The organism is Rhizobium laguerreae, from assembly GCF_002008165.1.
In the GTDB taxonomy this organism is placed as follows: Bacteria; Pseudomonadota; Alphaproteobacteria; order Rhizobiales; family Rhizobiaceae; genus Rhizobium; species Rhizobium laguerreae.
Genome location: NZ_MRDM01000010.1, coordinates 651,380 through 668,616, shown reverse-complemented (window position 1 = coordinate 668,616; position 17,237 = coordinate 651,380). Strand labels below are relative to the sequence as shown.

The window sequence follows — 17,237 nt, the reverse complement described above, 5'->3', positions numbered from 1 at the left end:
TCCTCCCAGACGCTCGTCAGCCAATATGCAGCGAGGCTTGCTCGACGGAAGCCTTGTCATGGACAATCGCCATCAAGGCCCGCGTCATGCCGCCGGGATTATGATGTTGGATGACGTTGCGGCCATAGACGATGCCACGGGCGCCCTGCTCCATCAACTGCTTGGTGCGGACCAGGATTTCCTGATCCGAAACGCGGCCGCCGCCGCGCACGAGCACCGGCAGGCCTTGGGCGATTTCGACCACGCGGTGATATTCCTCGACATTGTCGCAGGGGTCGGCCTTGATGATATCGGCGCCGAGTTCGGCCGCCTGGCGCACAAGCGGCAGGATCTTGTCGATCGCGCCGTCGACCATATAGGCGCCCTTGGAATTGTCCTGCATGACGAGCGGCTCGACCATCAGCGGCATGCCGTAGATCTCGCATTCGCGTTTCAGGCTGTTCACATTGCGCACGCAGGCGCGGTAGACTTCCGGCTGGTCCGGCAGCATCAAAAGATTGACGACGACACAGGCGGCATCCAACGCAACGCCCTGTTCCACCGCCCTGTCGATCATTTCGGAAAACAGCTGAGACGGCAGAGGATTGCCATAGATGTTGGCGATGTCGGTGCGCAGCACCAGTGCCGGGCGATGTTTGCCGGGAATAGCCTGCAGAAGGGGTGCCGTCCCCGGCGGAAGCTGAATGGCATCCGGCGCCGCATCCGCGATCACCTCGATCGCCGTCTTCATGTTCTCGATGCCGGAAAGGAAGGTTCGTTCATTGAACATGCCGTGATCGATAGCAACGTCAAAACAATTTCCAGACACGCCGAAAAGTCGGTTCAATCGCGCGGATTTCATCAAACTTCCTCCCAATATGGTAACGTTTCCACATTTGGATAAACGCAGCAGGAATGCGAGTCAAGGTAATGTGGTAACGTTTCCATACTTGGTTTCCAGGTGTGGACGAGGTGCCGCTCGCACCTCGTCCGGGACCGACTACCAGCAGGTGAACCCTGCATCGACGTTGACGATCGCCCCGGTCATGAGGCTGGCGGCGCCTGATGCAAGGAAGAGGACCGCGCTGGCAACCTCCTCCGGCGTTCCCATTCTTCCCATCGGCGTGTCGGCGAGCCAGAGCGGGATACGCTCCCGATTGGCTTCGACGGCCACCACCATCGGCGTTTCGATGTAGGTAGGCGCGACGGCGTTTACCCTGATGCCGTGATGCGCCCACTCGGCGGCCAACGAACGCGTGAGGTGATGGACCGCCGCCTTGGAGACGTTATAGGCCGTCTGAGGCTGGGGCCGGTTGCAGATGTGCCCCGACATCGAGCCGAGGTTGACGATGGCGCCGCGTTTCATCGAAATCATGGAACGACCGAAGGCGCGCGAGCACCAGAAGACGCCGTTGAGATTGACGTCCATCATGCGCAGCCAATCGGCGTCGGTGAGATCCTGCGCCGGGATGCCGCTTTGGCCAATTCCGGCATTGTTCACCAGGATGGTCGCCGGCCGCCCGCCATCGGCAAGCTCGGTTGCGATTGCGTCCATTCGGGCCGCGTCGGTGACGTCGCCGACCCGGACTTCGATGTCGTAGCCTCGGTCGCGCAGCGCAAGCGCTTGCTCAGCGTCGGCCTCGCTGCGTTCGATGACGACGACGGCGGCGCCCGCCTCCGCCAGCGCCTCGGCGCAGCAGAGCCCAATTGCGCGCCCTCCTCCGGTGATCACCGCCCGTTCGCCGTCGAGGCGAAATTTCTGCTGGTAGCTCATCTCACGTCTCCTCAAATGTCAAAGGCGCTTGGCAGCACGACGATATCGCGGATGGTGACGTTGCGCGGCCGGGTCAGCATGAAGATGATCGCGTCGGCGACTTCCTTGGGCTCGATCAAGGCTCCGGCCTCCTTGGCCTTGCGAAGGTTTTCCTCCGGCCAATCCGCAAGCAAAGCGCTGATCACCGGCCCTGGAGAAACCGATCCCACACGAATGCCACTTTTCAGAAGCTGGCGCCGCATCGTCTGGACAAAACACGTCATCGCCCATTTCGACGACGAATAAACCGGTTCCCATGGAATCGCCGAGTGTCCGGCGACGGAACTGGTGACGACAATGTCGCCGGTGCCGCGTTCGATCATGTGCGGAATGACGTTTCGAACGTTCTTGATGACGACATTGACGTTGAGATTGAGCATCCGATCGATGGTATCGAGATCGGTCTCCATCAGGTCGCCGCCGATATAGGTGCCTGCATTGGCATGCAGGATATCGAGCTTGCCCGTCTTCGACAGGATGCCCTCGAGCAATCCCGCGCACTGGTGCGGATCCAGCAAGTTGAGCACCAGCGGAATAGCGCGCTCGCCAAGCCGGGCACAAACCGTCTCAAGGGCCTTCTCATCGCGGTCCACCAGCACGACCGTCGCGCCAGCTGCGAGCATTGCCTCCGTCGAAGCGAGCCCTATTCCGGACGCAGCACCCGTGACCGCCGCGATCTTCCCATTCAATTCCGTCATCGATTTTTCCTCCTGTCTTGATTCTGATTGCTATTTATTCCCGACGCCGCAGGCGGCGTGATAGTCTGCAAGACTCTTCGTCACCCTCCAGATCAAAACCTGTTCCGGATCGAGCGGCGCATCTGCGAATTCCTGTGCGGCCGGCATGTGCTGCCAAAACAAGGGCAGCGGTACGATTTGCCCTCGAAGCGCCTCACATAGCTGCCGGACGGCATCTTGGGCTTCAGCCGACGCCCAATAATAGCGAATGCGGTCAGACAGCGAATAGTGCCGCAACCAGCGCATCTCGGCGTTCGTGCCGTGGTAGTGGCGGCTCCAGTTGCCCGGCTGATCGAGCATCAGCGCCTCCATCGCCACATAGAGCGGACGCTGGCCGTAATCGGGCAAGAGGTCAGAGGCGATCGCATCCAGTGCGTAGAGCGCCTCGCGCAGGACGAAGGTCAGCTCGGGACCGACCTTCAAAATGGGAAAGCCGTCCTCCACCAGCGCGGTCAAGGGCCGGGTTCCCTGATAATCCGTCGAGTGCGCCTCGAAGACGAACTGCGGCTCCTCGGTGAGCACCGATTTCAGCGCGTCTATCTTGCTGCGATCATAATGGATGACATTCTGATTGCCGAACTCGACGCCCGGCTGAACGACCAGACCGATGGCCCGTCCAAACGCTTGCCCGAGTCCGGCCTCCGCAAAGATCCGGCGGTGGACTCCGATCGTCTTCAGCGCCGCTACGGCCGCCGTCGGTTCGATCGTTGTCAGGGCGTGGTCGGCTCCACCCGGCGGTGGCACTTCGGTGCCGATGACATAAACCGGCATTGCGCCGCCGCTCTTCTTCGCCGACGCCTCGGCGACCGCCGCAAGCCGGGCGGCGCGATGGGCGGTGGTTTCGTCGTCGAGCGCCGCCGGCTCGCCCCTGCAGCCCATCGAGGCGTCGAGGTGAAGCTTGCGAAACCCTGCCTCGACATAGGCGGAAACCATCTTCTCCGCCTCGGCCATGGCCTCTTCGGCCGGGCGGTCGCGCCAAGGATTGGGGCCGAGGTGATCGCCACCGAGAACGATCAGATTTTCGGGGCACCCCTCCTCGACTGCTATTTTGCGGACGAGGGACGCGAAGTCGCTTGGCGTCATCCCGGTGTAGCCGCCGAGGTGGTTGACCTGGTTGCAGGTCGCTTCGATCAGGACGGTGCTTGCCTGTTGCCGCCCGTGTCGGAGTGCTGCTCGAAGCACGATGGGATGGGCCGAGCATACGGAGGTCACGCCTCTGGGGTGGCCTTCGATCCTCAGCCTGGCCAGTTCGTTGAGATGCACCTGCATCACGGGCGCCTTTCCGTTGAAGCGATAAACGCGTCGAGTTCTTGCTGAGTGCCGGCACCTTCCATCGGACCGAGGACCGTCACGTTGCGGGCGCCGGCGGCGGAGGCATAGGTCAGAGCTTGCTGCGGAGACATTCCGAGCCGCCGGCAGGTGAGATAGGCACCCCCGAAGCAGTCGCCGGCGCCGGTGGGGTCGACCTCTTGAACGACAAATGCCGGAGCGTCGATGCGGTCTCCGTCTCTGCCGAAATAGGTCGCGCCTTCGGCTCCGCGCTTCAGCACGATCTCTTTGACGCCCACCTCGAACAAGCGGCGGATCGCGTCTGCCTCCCCTTCGACACCTGCGGCACGCTCAAGCTCCTCTCCGGACGGCAGAAGCAGATCGGCGGCAGCGACAAGCTTGGAAAAGCGGCGCTTGGTATTCTCATCCAGCTTCAATTCCTTGCGAATGTTCGGATCTACCGAGAGCGTTCCCCCGCGTGCCTTGACGATGTCGACCGCCTTGTCGATCACCTCACGCGCACTGGGGACCGACAGCGCGGAACCCATCACGTGAAGATGCCCGCTCCGATGGATGAGATCGCCGACCGGTTGAGACCAGCCGAAGCGCGCAGCTGCTGATGTGGCGATGTTGTAGACGAAATCCCGGGAGCCATCCTTGCGGTAGCGAACGAAAGCGCTTCCCGTGGGATAGTCCGGATCGATCGAGATCGTCGAAACATCGACGCCGTCGCGTTTGAGGCGATCGGTATTGACACGACCGAAATCGTCATCGCCGACGGCGCCGACCATTGCGGCCTTACCGCCGAGGCGGCCGCATTGGGAGATGAAGATCGCCGGCGCTCCGCTCGCGAACGGACCGACGAGCGGCTGGGCTTCGAGAAACCCGTCTCCGACCGTCGTGGCGACGATCTCGACGAGGATCTCCCCTACGCAAACGGTGGGACCAAGCGGGTCCGGAGCCAGTACTGAAGTCATTTGCAATCCTGCTTTCGATCGTTCTTGTCGTCAACTCGTCGCCGACTGGATCGGCGCACCGTCCTCGCCGCCGAATTCCTCGCTCTCCAATGACAGAAAGCGCTGGTGCAACATGCACGCCGCCCCGAAGGCGGAACCGAACTCCGCATCATCGTCCACGACGATGTCAGGCGTGGGGAAAGGTATACTCTGGCCCTCCGACATGTGGACCGCCACGCGGGCGGCCACCATCGGGTAGAGGGATGCCACGGAGCCACCCAGCACGATCCTGTCGGGGTCGAGCAAACGACAGGCCTGCAGCAATGCGTAAGCGAGATGGCGCGACCAGGTTTCGGCGATATTGACCGCGGCCGGGACGCGATCATGAACGTCGCCAAGGAACTCCTGCAGATCGACGTGCTTACGTCCAATAGCCTCGCGATACTGCCTGATCAGCACTTCGCGACCGATCAGCTGCTCAAACTTCTGACCGCCGCTTCCCGGCACCAGAGTGTGGCCGATTTCTCCCGCCAGGCCGTGGCCGCCCCGGAACAGTTTGCCATCGATCATGATGCCGCCGCCGACGCCGGTTTCCATCAGCAGGAACAGGGTCACGCCTGAGACGCCGTGACGATAGCTGTCGCCGATCGCAAAGGCGTTGGCGTCGTTTTCAACCGCGATCGGGACGGTGGCCGGGAAAGCAGACCGCCCAACCTCCTTCAACGACACCTCCCGCCAGCCGATGATGGGTGCGAGGGTGACGATTCCGTCCGGCCGGATGTGGGCCGGCGCCGATATGCCGAGACCCTTGCACCGTCCGATCATCCCCTTCGCCATTGCGCCTATGATCAGCTCGACGCCCTGCGCCACGGCCTCCTCCACGGTCGACGACGGCGTGTCGAACGCGATTTTCCGACATGCCCGGACTTCAGCGGAGAGATCGACAACTGCAGCCGATATATGCTCGACGCCAATCTCTATCCCGACGAAGAATGCGGCATCGGGCACAAGTTCGAGCATGATGCCCGGGCGCCCGGCACGGGAATGTTCCAGGCGCTGCTTGCCGCTCTCGTCCGACTCCTGAACGAACCCGCCTTCCGTGAGTTCGGCGACGATCTCTCCCGAGGACGAGCGATTCATCCCGAGCTTCCGGGCGAGATCCGCCCGGCTGAGGCTTCGGTGGGCATAGATCGTCTGCAAGGCGGCGACGATATTATTCTGCCGGATCCTGCGCGGCGAACTTCCGATGGAGACGGTGTCGTTCATATTTCAATTCCCTTCAGTCGGCCCAACCCTTACACGACTGGAACAGGCTGTCAGAGGGATAATCAGGGCCGCGCGTTTGTGGCGCGGCGGCGCTTGGCCTCGTCATATTTCAGCTCGATGTAGCGCTTGGCGTGCGCCGCAAGCGGATCATTATCCTCCCAGGTGTCGCGCCAGATCGCGCAGGCGAGCGACAGACCTTCGTCCACGACCGTCGTCGAGAAGCTTTCGAACACGATGTCGCGCTTGTAGTCGATGTCGAGCAGAGCGTCGAAGATCAGATCGAAGTTGATGACGCCGTCGCCGAGGTAACCGCGGTTGCTCTCGCCGATGTGGAAGTAACCGATCTTGTCGCCGGCCAGGCGGATCGCCGCGGCCGGATTGGCTTCCTCGATATTCATATGGAACGTGTCGAGGTGGAGACGGACATGCTCCGATCCGGTCTCGGCGATGAACTTCAGCCCCTGCGCCGCCGTATTCAGCAGGTTCGTCTCGAACCGGTTGACAATTTCCAAGACGAGGTCGACGTTCGCTTGTCTCGCGACTTCGGCTGTCGCGGCGATCGCGGCGACGCTGTTGTCCCAGCCCCTCTTCGTCGGCTGGCGATTGTACTTGGTGTGCGCGGAATAGAGAATTCCACCCAGCTTGTTGCCGCCGATATCACGGACCGCACGAACGGCGTCGGCCAGCGTCTGCTTGCCGGCAGACACGGCAGAAGCGTCCTCGCTCGATACGTCCCTGTCGAGCGGCAGACCCATCGTCACGCCAATCTCGACGTCAAGCGACTGCGCAAGCTTTGCAAGTCGATCGAGATTGAATTTCTCGGGTCGCAGATAGGCAAATTCGATGGTGCGATATCCGTGTTCGGCCGTCTTGTTCAGGGCCATCTCCAGCCCTTCCTGCGTTTGGCCGCCTGTCCATACAAATGAATGGATACCCAATCGACGCATAGCCTTTTCCTCCAAAAAATGCCTTTGGCTGTGGACAGTGCTATGCCATTTAGTTTGGCAAGACAACAAATAATTTTAACGGCAATTTTTGTGCTGCTTTGCGAAATTACCTTGCAATGCAATATATTACACTTCTTGCGATTTGCATCGCACCCTCCGCCGGAAATTAGTTTCTGCAAAAATCAATGGGATAGATCAACGATTTGCATGTTTAGACAACAAATGTTGCGTCGCCAGTTTTTTTGGCCTACACAAAGGACCGGCGAAATGATCTCGCTGCACTTTGGGAGGATTGAAAATGAATTATGCTTTGAAGGCTAGCGCGCTTGCGCTGACGCTCGGCCTCGCCACGACTGCTTCGCCGGCCTGGGCTGACTTCTGGTCCGACGCCGGCGCCAAATTCAAGGGCGTGACACTGCACGGCGTCACCGAAAGCACCCCGCCATCGAACTACATCAGGAACGTGCTCGCTCCGGAATTCGAAAAGAAGACCGGCATCAAGGTCGACATCGAGACGACGTCCTGGGATCAGATGTACGACAAGGCCATCAAGGACATGGAAGCCAAGACCGGCATCTATGACATGGTCTATATCGAGCAGGACATCATCTACTCCTATCTGGCCAGGAATTTCCTCGTCGACATCACGAAGACGCTGAAAGACCAGCCGGATCTGAAGGCGCCGACCTACGACGACGCCAATTTCACCAGCTTTGCCGACTACTTCAAGGACTCGAGCGGCGATCTCTTCGGCGTTCCGATGGAAGCCTTCCTGAAGGCGTATCTCTATCGCAAGGACCTCTTCGACGATCCGAAGATCAAGGAAGCCTTCAAGAAGGAAACAGGCAAGGACCTGAAGCCGGCGACCACACACGCGGAATATACTGAGATCGCCGAATTCTTCACGAAGTACGGCAAGGACAACGGCATGGAGCTCTGGGGCACGACCGCTCAGGCACATACAGGCCATCCGGCGTCCTGGTACGAATTCTTCGAGTCCATCGTGCCGACCTTCGGTGTCTACAATTGGGGCATCGACGCCAAGAACAACTATGCGGCGACGGTCGAACATGGCGGCGCGATGAACAGCGACAAGGCGAAGGCCGCCTTGAAGTACTGGCTGCACCTGCGCGACATCGCTCCTCCGGAATCGACGCAGTCAACCTGGACGGAAACTGCAACGACCTTCGCCGCGGGCCGTGTCGCCCAGGGGCTGATCTATGGTGAGAACGCCGCCTGGATCGCAAGCGATCCGGCGCAGTCGAAAGTGGTCGGCCAGGTCGGTTTCGCTCTGCCGCCGCTCGAGCCGGGCGTGCTGGACGACGCGAAAGCCGGAAAGGGCTATATCGGCTACTACGATGGCGGTGCCTTCGGCGTGCCGGTCACGTCCAAGAACAAGGAAGCGTCACTGCTGTTCCTCGAATTCATCGGCCAGAACGAAGTGCAGCCCGATTGGGCGATCGCCGCACCACGCATCACCAATACGGCGACGTTCGACGATCCGAAGGTGAAGGAGATGGACGTCAAGCTCGGCGGCTTCTACACGATGCTGAAGGACGACGGCAAGCTCTTCGCCGGCGCTCCCCCCTACCCCTTCCATGCGCAGGTGCGTGAAGCGACCGCTCCCATCTTCTACGACATCCTGACCGGCAACATCGGGCCTGATGAAGGCCTCGACCAGATGGCGGCCAAAGCCGAAGAAGAGCTCACCTCGCTCGGTTATCGCAAATAAAGCATCCTCCCCAACTGACGGGTCGTTCCGACGACCCGTCATCTTTCGCTCCTGATCGAGCGGACGTCCACATAGTGTTCAATGGGGGATAGGCGATGCATTCGCAGAAGCTCGGGTGGCTGTTGCTGTCACCGACCATAGTGATCCTCGGACTGTTCGGGATATTTCCGTTCATTTACGTCCTCTGGGTCTCTTTCCATTCATGGAACCCGTTCGCTGCCAATCCGGGCATGATCTTCAACTGGGCTGAGAACTATCGGCGGCTCGTCTTCGACCCGCAGTTCCTGGCATCGCTCGGCATAACCCTGGCATTCGTCTTCTTCGCGGTCGTGTCGGAGTTGGTCCTCGGCTACATCCTCGCCCAGGCGCTGCTTAAGGACTTTCCCGGAAAAGCAGTGTTTCGCACGATCCATACTCTGCCGCTGATCATGGCGCCGATCATCGTCGGCTCCGTCTGGAAGCTGATGACCACGCCGTCGATCGGCATCATTCCCTATCTTCTCAGGAGCTGGTTCGGCTACGATCTGAATATCGGCCAGAGCGCCGTTGCGGCCTTCACCGTCACTGTCATCATGGATATCTGGCACTGGACGCCGCTCGTCACCCTCTCGCTGATCGCCGCACTTGTCTCGCTTCCATCAGACCCGTTCGAGCAGGCGCAGATCGACGGCGCCGGCAAGAGCCAGATCTTCTGGCACATAACGCTGCCCCTGATCCGCCCGGCCCTGCTCGCCACGGTGTTCATCAGGCTGATGGACGCACTGCGCACCGTCGACGAAGTCCTGATGCTGACCGGCGGCGGCCCGGGCTCATCGACGCGCTACATCGGCGTCCATATCTTCAGGGAAGTCTTTCCCAAGACGAATTACGGCTACGGTTCGGCGATCTCCGTCATCGTCCTCTATCTCACCATCGTCGTCTGCTGGCTGCTCTATGTCGGCCTGATTGCACCCCGCGTGAAGAGAGGTTGAAGCGATGAAGACCCGTTTTCCCTGGCTTCCGGTCGTCCTCTGGACCTTGATAAGCTTCGTCACCCTTTTCCCGATCTACTGGCTCTTCGTCATATCGGTGAAACAGCCGTTCGACCTGTTTTCGACGCCCGATGTCATTCTCCGGAGCTTCTTCTGGAAGAATTACCAGGACGTGCTGACCAATCCGACCTTGCGCGGATACATGCTCAACTCGCTGATCATTTCGTCGGGCAACGCGCTGCTCGTCACCACGCTCGGCTTCCTTGCCTGCTACGCCCTGACGCGCTTCGACCTCGCCGGCAAGGAAAGCATCTTCTTCTGGACGATCACCAACCGCATGGCGCCGCCGGCGGTCTTCCTGCTGCCGCTTTTCCTGCTGCTGACGCAGGTCTACAGGATCGGCGACTTCTCGCTCGCCGATTCCAAGTTGGGCATGATCCTGGTCTATTGCTCCTTCAACCTTCCCTTCGCCATCTGGACGCTGCGCCCGACCGTGGAAGGCATTCCGAAGGAATTGGACGAGGCGGCCTATATGGACGGCGCGAGCCCATGGACCGTGCTCTATGATATCATCTTTCCTTTGGCACGGCCCGGACTTGCGGTGACGCTGATCCTGACCTGGGTGTTTGCGTGGAACGAATATCTGCTGGCGGCGACGCTCACCAACTTCCATGCGCGGACACTCACCACCGGCCTGTCGGAATATGTGACGACGACGGGGACGGCCTGGGGCATCATGGCCGCGATCTCGATGCTGACATTGGTTCCGGCGCTCATCGTCTTTTCGGTGGTCCAGCGTCACATCGTCGCCGGCCTGACCTTCGGTGCCGTGAAAGGATGAAACGATGACGTCTCAATCAGAAAATAACGAACCCAAGCCAGGCTTCCTGCCAATCGAAACGAACTGGTTCGACCGGCTCTTCATCTCGATCGTGATCTGGGTCGCGCTCTCCCTGTTTTGGATGCGGTTCATCGAGCCGTTCGGGCTTTCCGTATGGTTCGCGGCGGCAATCTCGGCAGTCCTTGGCGCCTATATCGTCTGGAAGGGATGAGGCGATGAATTCCGTCAACGACATCAAGTCACAAATCGTGCTGCTTAGGGGGAACGACATTGGCAAACGTACAGGTTAGCGACGTCACCAAGAAATATGGCTCTCTTCAGGTCATGCATGGCGTCAGCGTCGACATCGAGGACGGCGAATTCGTCGTGCTGGTCGGTCCATCCGGCTGCGGCAAATCCACCCTGCTCCGGATGATCGCCGGGCTGGAGACGGTCAGCAGCGGAGATATCCGGATCGGCAGCCGTGTCGTCACCAATGCTCCCCCGAAGGAGCGTGACATCGCGATGGTGTTTCAGAGCTACGCGCTCTATCCCCACAAGACGGTCGCCGAGAATATGGGCTTTCCGCTGAAGATGGCCAAGCGTCCGAAGGCCGAGATCGCCGAGAAGGTCGGCAGGGCAGCCGAGATCCTCGACCTGACGCGTTATCTCGACCGTTATCCGAAGCAACTGTCGGGCGGGCAGCGTCAACGCGTGGCAATGGGCCGTGCCATCGTCCGCGATCCGCAGGTCTTCCTGTTCGACGAGCCGTTGTCGAACCTCGACGCCAAACTCCGCGTCACCATGCGCGTCGAGATCAAGGAGCTTCACCAGCGGCTGAAGACCACCACCGTCTACGTCACGCACGACCAGATCGAGGCGATGACGATGGCCAACAAGATCGTGGTGATGCGCGACGGCAGGGTCGAGCAGATCGGCAAGCCTCTCGATCTCTACGACTTCCCCGTCAACCTCTTCGTCGCCGGCTTCATCGGCAGCCCATCGATGAACTTCCTTCAAGGCCGCATAGCCACCCGCGACGGCAGGAAGATCGTCGTCACCGACCAGGGCATCGCCCTTCCGATGGCGGACACAAATGCGGATGAAGGACGAGCCGTTACCTACGGCATCCGACCGGAGCACATCACGATCGGCGAAGAAGGCGTTCCGGTCGAGGTATCGGTGTTCGAGCCGACGGGTTCGGAGACGTTGATCTTCGGCCGCACGGGAGGCGTGCCGATCGACGCCCTTATCCGCGAGCGTATCGAGGTCGACCCCGGACGGACGATGTACTTCCACATCGATCCCCGACGTGCGCATATCTTCGATCGGGAAACAGGCCAGAGACTTTAGGAGAACGATCCATGGAGTTCAAAGGAAAGACGGTGATCGTGACCGGCGCCGGAAAAGGCATCGGACGCGAAATTGTAAGGATGCTCGTCGAACGGGATGCGCAGGTCGTCGCGCTGACCCGCAGTGCTGCCGACGTCGAAACGCTGCGAGGGGAATTCGGCTGCCGGGCAATCCAGGTCGATCTCGCGGATGCCGATGCGACCAGAGAGGCGGCAATCGCTGCCCTTCCCGCAGATTTGCTTATCAACTGCGCCGGCACGACCGAGCTTCAGCCGTTCCTGGAGACAACCGTCGAAGCATTCGATCGTCTCGTCGCGGTCAACACGCGTGCTCCGATGATTGTCGCCCAGGAATATGCCCGCTCGCTGATCAAGGAGGGCCGTCCAGGCGCTATCGTCAATGTCTCGTCGGTCGCATCCTTCGTCGGCATCCCCGACCACGCTGCCTATTGTGCGTCGAAAGGTGGATTGGACGGCTTGACGCGGGTTATGGCAAAGGAACTCGCGCCTCACGGCATACGCGCAAACGGCGTCCACCCAACGGTGACGTTGACGCCAATGGCGGTGAAGGCATGGAGCGATCCCGAGAAGGCCGCAGGGATGATGAAGCGAATTCCCGTCGGTCGCTTCGCTGAGCCGGCAGACATTGCCGAGGTTGTTCTTTTCCTGCTCTCCGATCAGGCTGCCATGGTGAACGGCATATCGATGCCGGTGGACGGCGGCTATATGATTGCCTGAAGGTCAGGGCTAACGTGTCGTACGATCCTGCGATTGCAGCACGGGAAGCGGCGAGGTTGACCGCCGCACCAACCGACGCAGCTCATCTTGATCGACAAAGTGATCCGTCACTCCGGCCTCCTTATCCGGATGACTGAAGACAAGACCGTCGGAATCCTCAAGCTTCAGAGCTTGCTCGGTATTCATGATCCCCAGTGCCTGGCGCTCGTACTCGGACTCGAGCGCCGCCTCGACGATGGCTTTTTTCTTGCGCATGTCCATTTCCTCCGTTGCTCAATGGTAACGGACGGGCGGAGTCGCGGTTCCCATCAGGCGATCACGATATGAGACCCGTTGACACGACCGCCCCGTCGATACACGGCCATGCATCGCGCCGGCCAAGCTGATTTTTGCCCTCGCTGCGGGGTTAGGCGCTGCCACCAGCATGCCACTACGGCCGCCAAACACGAAAGCGGCCACATTTATCGCGACCGGCGCGATAAGTGTTCATGTCCGGGGAGCCTTCAACGCGCTGGCTCAGGCGCACCCCTTGAGGCTCCAGAGCAACGCCGGCAAGATGGGTAGAGGAGCTGCGATCGTTTCGACTGGCTTTTTATTCGTCAAGCAGTTCCCGCATCGAGAAATATTTTGACAATTAGCAAATTCTCACGAATTCGACCTCCAACAGCTTTCCTAATTTTTCGATGCTGCTCCCAATGTGTCCGACGCCGACTGCGCAATGATGCGCCGGTCCTTCGGCGTTCCAATTCTCGACGAACGCGCGCGCCCCGATTGGAAATTGATAGCGGCTGTTGGTGTTTCCAATTTCCAGGATGGGCCCGGGCACCGATTGTCCTTCGGCGCACAACAGCTTCACTTTTCCGGCGCACTCCACCACGGAGAGCAGTGTGACCGGGCCATTCTTAACCGACATTTCGACGCTAACGCCGGAGCCGACCTTACCGTGATAGACCTCCAGAGGACGGATCTTGGTTCGACCCTCTGCAATTTTGGTATGGCCTGGGCCATCATGGCCCATCAGGACCACATCTGCTTCGAAATCCATTGCATAATATTCGGTGAAGGAACCTCCGGCGCCAAAGCTGTCCATGATCTTCATGGCCTGCGCGTTCTTGATCTCATATTCGCCAGCAACGGGTATGCCTTCGGCGGTGAGCATCGAACAACCAACGATTACCGACGTGATGACGTCCTCGTATTCATGCCCGGACACCGATTCATAATAATAGGCGAGCGAGCCGAGACGCTTCGCGTCGACGAGTTTGCGCAGCGCGACAGCAGTTCTTGCCGCCCGCGCCAGTTCGTCCGGATCGCAATCCGGCTGCACGTCGAATTCCGTTCGGATTCTGTCCAAGCAGGCCGCCACTTCCGCCTCGCCAACGTCGCGTCTGAGGCGTGCTAGTTCGTCAATCTCCACCACTTCGATGTGTGTCCCGAATGCCGTGCTTTGAGCTGTGAGATCGGAATAGATATCGAGCATGCCGTTGTAATAGCGCCCCATGACGCCAAGGCGATTATGCGACATGACTTGGGCTACCCGTGCGGCCTCGATCCACTCCTCGATCTCGTTGTCGACAAACGGGTCATCGTTGAGAACGCCTGTTACTTGGTGGAACCGAATGCCCGCTCGAGTGAACACATTGGCAATCTCGGGCACCGGGCATGCAGCGCAGTGCGCCAGCCACTCGCCGGTCATGGCAGTCCTATTGCCGAGTGCGTTGAAGGACGCGTAATCGATCGCACCAGCCGGCTGCAGATTCAAAATAATGACCGGCACCTTTGCACGCCGAACAACCGGCAAGACGGTCGACGATAGAGCGTAGGTGGTGATGTAAAGGAAAATGATATCGACATCGGCCTGGCGAAACAAATGGCCGGCATCGACGGCCTTCTCCGGCGTATCGACGAGGCCAAGATTGACGACTTCGACCCCAGGCCGTTCCAGCTTGGACGCGACGACATGTACATATCCGCGCAGCCTTGCTTCGAGGCCGTCAAACTGCGGCCAATAGGCCTCCAGACCGATCCCGAACAGGCCGGCCTTCAAAGGGCGATCAGACATTCCATTTTCTCCTGGAATTATAGCGGGGTCAGCCCTGCAGGCGGACACGAAGCTGGTCGAGGCCCACGGCCAGAAGCAACACGACACCGCGCGTGACATCCTGCCAAAAACTGGACACATTCATGAGGGTCAGGCCGTTGTTCAGAGTTCCGAGGATCAGCACCGCAATCAGCGTACCCCAGACGCTTCCCCGCCCGCCAAAGAGGCTCGTGCCTCCAAGAATGATCGCGGCGATGATCGTCAGCAGATGCTGACTTGCTGCATTCGGGGCTGCCGCGCCGAGCATTGCTGCAAGAATGATACCAGCGGCAGCGCCTGAAATGCCCGAGATCACGTAGAGGATCATCTGGGTGCGCTCGACCGGCACGCCGAGAAGGCTGCTGGCCTCGGGATTGCCGCCGGTTGCGTACACAAACCGTCCGAACGGCGTCTTGGCAAGCACGAGCCAAAGGACGGCAAAGACGATCAGCATGACGATGACGGGAAACGGCACGAAAAAGATGCGACCTGAACCAAGCCAGTTGAAGGCCGGCACGAAAAGCGGCTTGCTCAAGCCACCCGTCATGACCATCGACAGGCCCGAGAAGATGCTCATCGTCCCGAGTGTCACAATCAGGGGATTGAGGCGCAGCTTGGTGACGATCACGCCATTCAAAATTCCGACCCCGGCGCCGATGACCAAGGCTGTCAGGCATCCAACCCAGATATTGATCCCGTTGGAATGAATCAATGCGACGATGACGCCGGCCAGTCCGGCAACGGCAGCCACCGACAGGTCGAGTCCACCGCCTATGATCAGCGGCGTTCCGGCTGCGGCCATGAGCCCGATAAAGGCCATGTTCGTGCCGATATTGGCAAGATTGCTCACCGACAGAAAGAACGGCGACAGCATAGCGAAAGCCGCGAGAAGGATGACATAGAAGCCCAGCAGGACCACGATCCCGGCGACCGGTCTGGCAAGGATCTCCGTCATCGACTGGCGTTGGCTGGTCGGCTTGGGTTCGCCCGCAACGATCGAGTTTGACTTGTTCATGCTTTCTCCAATTCGTTCGCAGCAGACACGGAGTGCGACTCCGCCGCCTGCATCAGCTCGGCGGCCGATGCATTGGCTCCCAGTGTGGCCACGGCCCGGCCTTCTTCGAAGACGATCGCTCGGTCGGCAAGACCGGCGACCTCCTCAGCGTCCGATGAGACGAGGAGTATGCCCAATCCGTTCGCTGCGAGCCGGCGGATCTCCTCATAAATCTCTCGTCGAGCGCCGAGGTCGACCCCGCGGGTCGGTTCCTCGAGAATGAGCAGCTTGGGGTCGCCGAGCAGCCATCGCACCAGGCACACTTTCTGCTGGTTGCCGCCGGACAGGAGTCTTATCTCCTGCTCCGGACCCGTCGTCTTGACGCGCAGGGTGCGGATCCAGTGTTGCGACATTACCCGCTCCCGATTGTCATCAACGAGCCCGAAGCGCGTAAACCGCGTGAGGTAAGGAAGGGTCGTGTTGGTACGGACGGTGAGGTTGGCAATCAGGCCTTGCCGCTTGCGCTCGGCTGCAACGAAACCGATACCGCTTCGAATGCTTGCCCGCGGGTTCGACAACGCCGTTTCGGCTGTCCCCATCCGGATTGAACGGACCTTCGCCCTGGGCTCCGCCCCATAAATGGCTCTGCCGACCTTCTCAATCCCGGAGCCGATCAGGCCGAACGCACCCAGGACCTCGCCGCGGCGCACCGAAAAGGACACGTCGCTGAGCCAGCCTGGCAGCGACAGTCCTTCGACAGTCAGGATCGTCTCGTCCGGCAGGAATTGCGACTTTGCCGGAAAAAGATCGCCGAGATCGCTTCCGAGCATCGCCCGCAGCACCTCTTCGTGACTGGTGGCGCTCGTCTGGAACTGGCCGCTCACCTCGCCGTCCCGCAACACGACGATCCGGTCGGAGAGGCGAAACACCTCGTCGAGGTAGTGGGAGATATAGATGATCGTGACGCCGTCGGCGCGAAGCGCGTCGATCACCCCGAACAGGGTTTCGGCATCTGCTTCTCCGAGTGCAGCAGTCGGTTTATCCATGATCAGAATACGAGCCTGGCCGGCCAATGCCCGGGCGATCTCGACGATCCGCTGCTCCGGAAGCGATAGCGATCCCATTCTCCGGCTCGCAGAGACATGACCGAGCTTCAGTCGGCCGAGCAGCGTCGTCGCCTGCCTCTGCATGGCGGCACGGTCGACGAAACTTATGCCGGCGATCTTGCGCTGGGGCATCGATCCCAACGCGATGTTCTCCGCGACCGACAAGTCCGGATGCACGGACAGTTCCTGCGGCATCAGGCGAATGCCCGATGCTATGGCCGCACGTGCCGACGTGATGTCGACTGCGGCCCCATCGATCTGTATCTGTCCGGCGTCGCAGGAATAGACGCCGGACAGGATCTTCATCAGCGTGGATTTGCCTGCACCGTTAGCCCCGAGCAGCGCCACGACCTCGCCAGCATCGGCCGAACAGGTGACGTTTTTCAGGACCTGCACGCCGGAGAAGGACTTCGTGACGTTGGTGATTTGGAGCCGCTCCACGCGGTTCTCCGTGCTCGATACAGTCTGCATCAGAAT

At 60.2% G+C, this 17,237-nt stretch carries 17 protein-coding genes; 6 read left to right on the top strand and 11 right to left on the bottom strand.

Annotated elements, in window-relative coordinates; all coding sequences use genetic code 11:
* Positions 1–16: 16 nt before the first annotated feature.
* From BS630_RS11815 to BS630_RS11785, 7 genes are all read right to left on the bottom strand, one after another.
* On the bottom strand, positions 17–841 hold the full coding sequence (locus BS630_RS11815) for a class I fructose-bisphosphate aldolase (RefSeq protein WP_077977541.1): 825 nt from the start codon (positions 839–841) through the stop codon (positions 17–19).
* A 138-nt stretch (positions 842–979) separates the two neighbouring features.
* A complete protein-coding gene (locus tag BS630_RS11810) occupies positions 980–1,753 on the bottom strand; it encodes an SDR family NAD(P)-dependent oxidoreductase (RefSeq protein WP_077977539.1) in 774 nt (257 codons plus the stop codon).
* Between the two features lie 11 nt (positions 1,754–1,764).
* Positions 1,765–2,490 carry an SDR family oxidoreductase gene (locus BS630_RS11805; protein ID WP_003545418.1) on the bottom strand — a complete coding sequence of 242 codons (726 nt, stop codon included), beginning with the start codon at positions 2,488–2,490 and terminating at the stop codon, positions 1,765–1,767.
* 30 nt (positions 2,491–2,520) lie between these two features.
* A complete protein-coding gene (locus BS630_RS11800; RefSeq protein ID WP_077977537.1) occupies positions 2,521–3,798 on the bottom strand; it encodes a D-tagatose-bisphosphate aldolase, class II, non-catalytic subunit in 1,278 nt (425 codons plus the stop codon).
* Positions 3,798–4,775, bottom strand: a complete 978-nt coding sequence (locus tag BS630_RS11795; RefSeq protein ID WP_077977535.1) for a tagatose kinase — start codon at positions 4,773–4,775, stop codon at positions 3,798–3,800. The genes BS630_RS11800 and BS630_RS11795 overlap by 1 nt, the downstream gene beginning before the upstream one ends.
* Positions 4,776–4,805: 30 nt before the next feature.
* A complete protein-coding gene (locus BS630_RS11790; RefSeq protein ID WP_077977533.1) occupies positions 4,806–6,020 on the bottom strand; it encodes an ROK family transcriptional regulator in 1,215 nt (404 codons plus the stop codon).
* 62 nt (positions 6,021–6,082) lie between these two features.
* Positions 6,083–6,967 (bottom strand): sugar phosphate isomerase/epimerase family protein, encoded by an 885-nt coding sequence (locus BS630_RS11785; protein WP_017958932.1) that lies wholly within the window; start codon positions 6,965–6,967, stop codon positions 6,083–6,085.
* Positions 6,968–7,265: 298 nt separating this feature from the next.
* Here BS630_RS11785 and BS630_RS11780 point away from each other — a divergent pair, with 298 nt between their 5' ends.
* From BS630_RS11780 to BS630_RS11755, 6 genes are all read left to right on the top strand, one after another.
* The gene (locus tag BS630_RS11780) at positions 7,266–8,699 is read left to right on the top strand and encodes an extracellular solute-binding protein (protein WP_043294391.1); all 1,434 of its coding nucleotides are present in this window, start codon (positions 7,266–7,268) and stop codon (positions 8,697–8,699) included.
* Positions 8,700–8,794: 95 nt separating this feature from the next.
* Positions 8,795–9,670, top strand: coding sequence for a carbohydrate ABC transporter permease (locus BS630_RS11775; protein WP_017958930.1), 876 nt, complete (start codon positions 8,795–8,797; stop codon positions 9,668–9,670).
* 4 nt (positions 9,671–9,674) lie between these two features.
* Positions 9,675–10,511, top strand: a complete 837-nt coding sequence (locus BS630_RS11770; protein WP_017958929.1) for a carbohydrate ABC transporter permease — start codon at positions 9,675–9,677, stop codon at positions 10,509–10,511.
* Positions 10,512–10,515: 4 nt separating this feature from the next.
* Entirely contained in the window at positions 10,516–10,722 is a 207-nt protein-coding gene (locus tag BS630_RS11765) for a DUF2160 family membrane protein (protein ID WP_003545406.1), read from the top strand.
* A gap of 59 nt (positions 10,723–10,781) precedes the next feature.
* Positions 10,782–11,843 (top strand): ABC transporter ATP-binding protein, encoded by a 1,062-nt coding sequence (locus tag BS630_RS11760; RefSeq protein ID WP_020048422.1) that lies wholly within the window; start codon positions 10,782–10,784, stop codon positions 11,841–11,843.
* A gap of 11 nt (positions 11,844–11,854) precedes the next feature.
* Positions 11,855–12,580: an SDR family oxidoreductase gene (locus tag BS630_RS11755; protein ID WP_077977532.1), complete on the top strand. Its 726-nt coding sequence runs from the start codon at positions 11,855–11,857 to the stop codon at positions 12,578–12,580.
* Between the two features lie 9 nt (positions 12,581–12,589).
* Here the strand turns inward: BS630_RS11755 and BS630_RS11750 are convergent, their stop codons facing one another.
* The 4 genes from BS630_RS11750 to BS630_RS11735 all read right to left on the bottom strand — a co-directional run bounded on the left by BS630_RS11750 (position 12,590) and on the right by BS630_RS11735 (position 17,231).
* Positions 12,590–12,841, bottom strand: coding sequence for a hypothetical protein (locus BS630_RS11750; RefSeq protein ID WP_033181540.1), 252 nt, complete (start codon positions 12,839–12,841; stop codon positions 12,590–12,592).
* Between the two features lie 373 nt (positions 12,842–13,214).
* The gene (locus BS630_RS11745) at positions 13,215–14,642 is read right to left on the bottom strand and encodes an L-arabinose isomerase family protein (RefSeq protein WP_077977530.1); all 1,428 of its coding nucleotides are present in this window, start codon (positions 14,640–14,642) and stop codon (positions 13,215–13,217) included.
* A 28-nt stretch (positions 14,643–14,670) separates the two neighbouring features.
* Positions 14,671–15,675 (bottom strand): ABC transporter permease, encoded by a 1,005-nt coding sequence (locus BS630_RS11740; RefSeq protein WP_077977529.1) that lies wholly within the window; start codon positions 15,673–15,675, stop codon positions 14,671–14,673.
* Positions 15,672–17,231 (bottom strand): sugar ABC transporter ATP-binding protein, encoded by a 1,560-nt coding sequence (locus tag BS630_RS11735; RefSeq protein ID WP_077977528.1) that lies wholly within the window; start codon positions 17,229–17,231, stop codon positions 15,672–15,674. Before BS630_RS11735 ends, BS630_RS11740 begins: the two co-directional genes overlap by 4 nt.
* Between the last annotated feature and the right edge of the window lie 6 nt (positions 17,232–17,237).

Coding starts and splice junctions, on each gene's coding strand:
- BS630_RS11815 (WP_077977541.1), bottom strand. CDS start 841: ATGAAATCCGCGCGATTGAACCGACTTTTCGGCGTGTCTGGAAATTGT.
- BS630_RS11810 (WP_077977539.1), bottom strand. CDS start 1,753: ATGAGCTACCAGCAGAAATTTCGCCTCGACGGCGAACGGGCGGTGATC.
- BS630_RS11805 (WP_003545418.1), bottom strand. CDS start 2,490: ATGACGGAATTGAATGGGAAGATCGCGGCGGTCACGGGTGCTGCGTCC.
- BS630_RS11800 (WP_077977537.1), bottom strand. CDS start 3,798: ATGCAGGTGCATCTCAACGAACTGGCCAGGCTGAGGATCGAAGGCCAC.
- BS630_RS11795 (WP_077977535.1), bottom strand. CDS start 4,775: ATGACTTCAGTACTGGCTCCGGACCCGCTTGGTCCCACCGTTTGCGTA.
- BS630_RS11790 (WP_077977533.1), bottom strand. CDS start 6,020: ATGAACGACACCGTCTCCATCGGAAGTTCGCCGCGCAGGATCCGGCAG.
- BS630_RS11785 (WP_017958932.1), bottom strand. CDS start 6,967: ATGCGTCGATTGGGTATCCATTCATTTGTATGGACAGGCGGCCAAACG.
- BS630_RS11780 (WP_043294391.1), top strand. CDS start 7,266: ATGAATTATGCTTTGAAGGCTAGCGCGCTTGCGCTGACGCTCGGCCTC.
- BS630_RS11775 (WP_017958930.1), top strand. CDS start 8,795: ATGCATTCGCAGAAGCTCGGGTGGCTGTTGCTGTCACCGACCATAGTG.
- BS630_RS11770 (WP_017958929.1), top strand. CDS start 9,675: ATGAAGACCCGTTTTCCCTGGCTTCCGGTCGTCCTCTGGACCTTGATA.
- BS630_RS11765 (WP_003545406.1), top strand. CDS start 10,516: ATGACGTCTCAATCAGAAAATAACGAACCCAAGCCAGGCTTCCTGCCA.
- BS630_RS11755 (WP_077977532.1), top strand. CDS start 11,855: ATGGAGTTCAAAGGAAAGACGGTGATCGTGACCGGCGCCGGAAAAGGC.
- BS630_RS11750 (WP_033181540.1), bottom strand. CDS start 12,841: ATGGACATGCGCAAGAAAAAAGCCATCGTCGAGGCGGCGCTCGAGTCC.
- BS630_RS11745 (WP_077977530.1), bottom strand. CDS start 14,642: ATGTCTGATCGCCCTTTGAAGGCCGGCCTGTTCGGGATCGGTCTGGAG.
- BS630_RS11740 (WP_077977529.1), bottom strand. CDS start 15,675: ATGAACAAGTCAAACTCGATCGTTGCGGGCGAACCCAAGCCGACCAGC.
- BS630_RS11735 (WP_077977528.1), bottom strand. CDS start 17,231: ATGCAGACTGTATCGAGCACGGAGAACCGCGTGGAGCGGCTCCAAATC.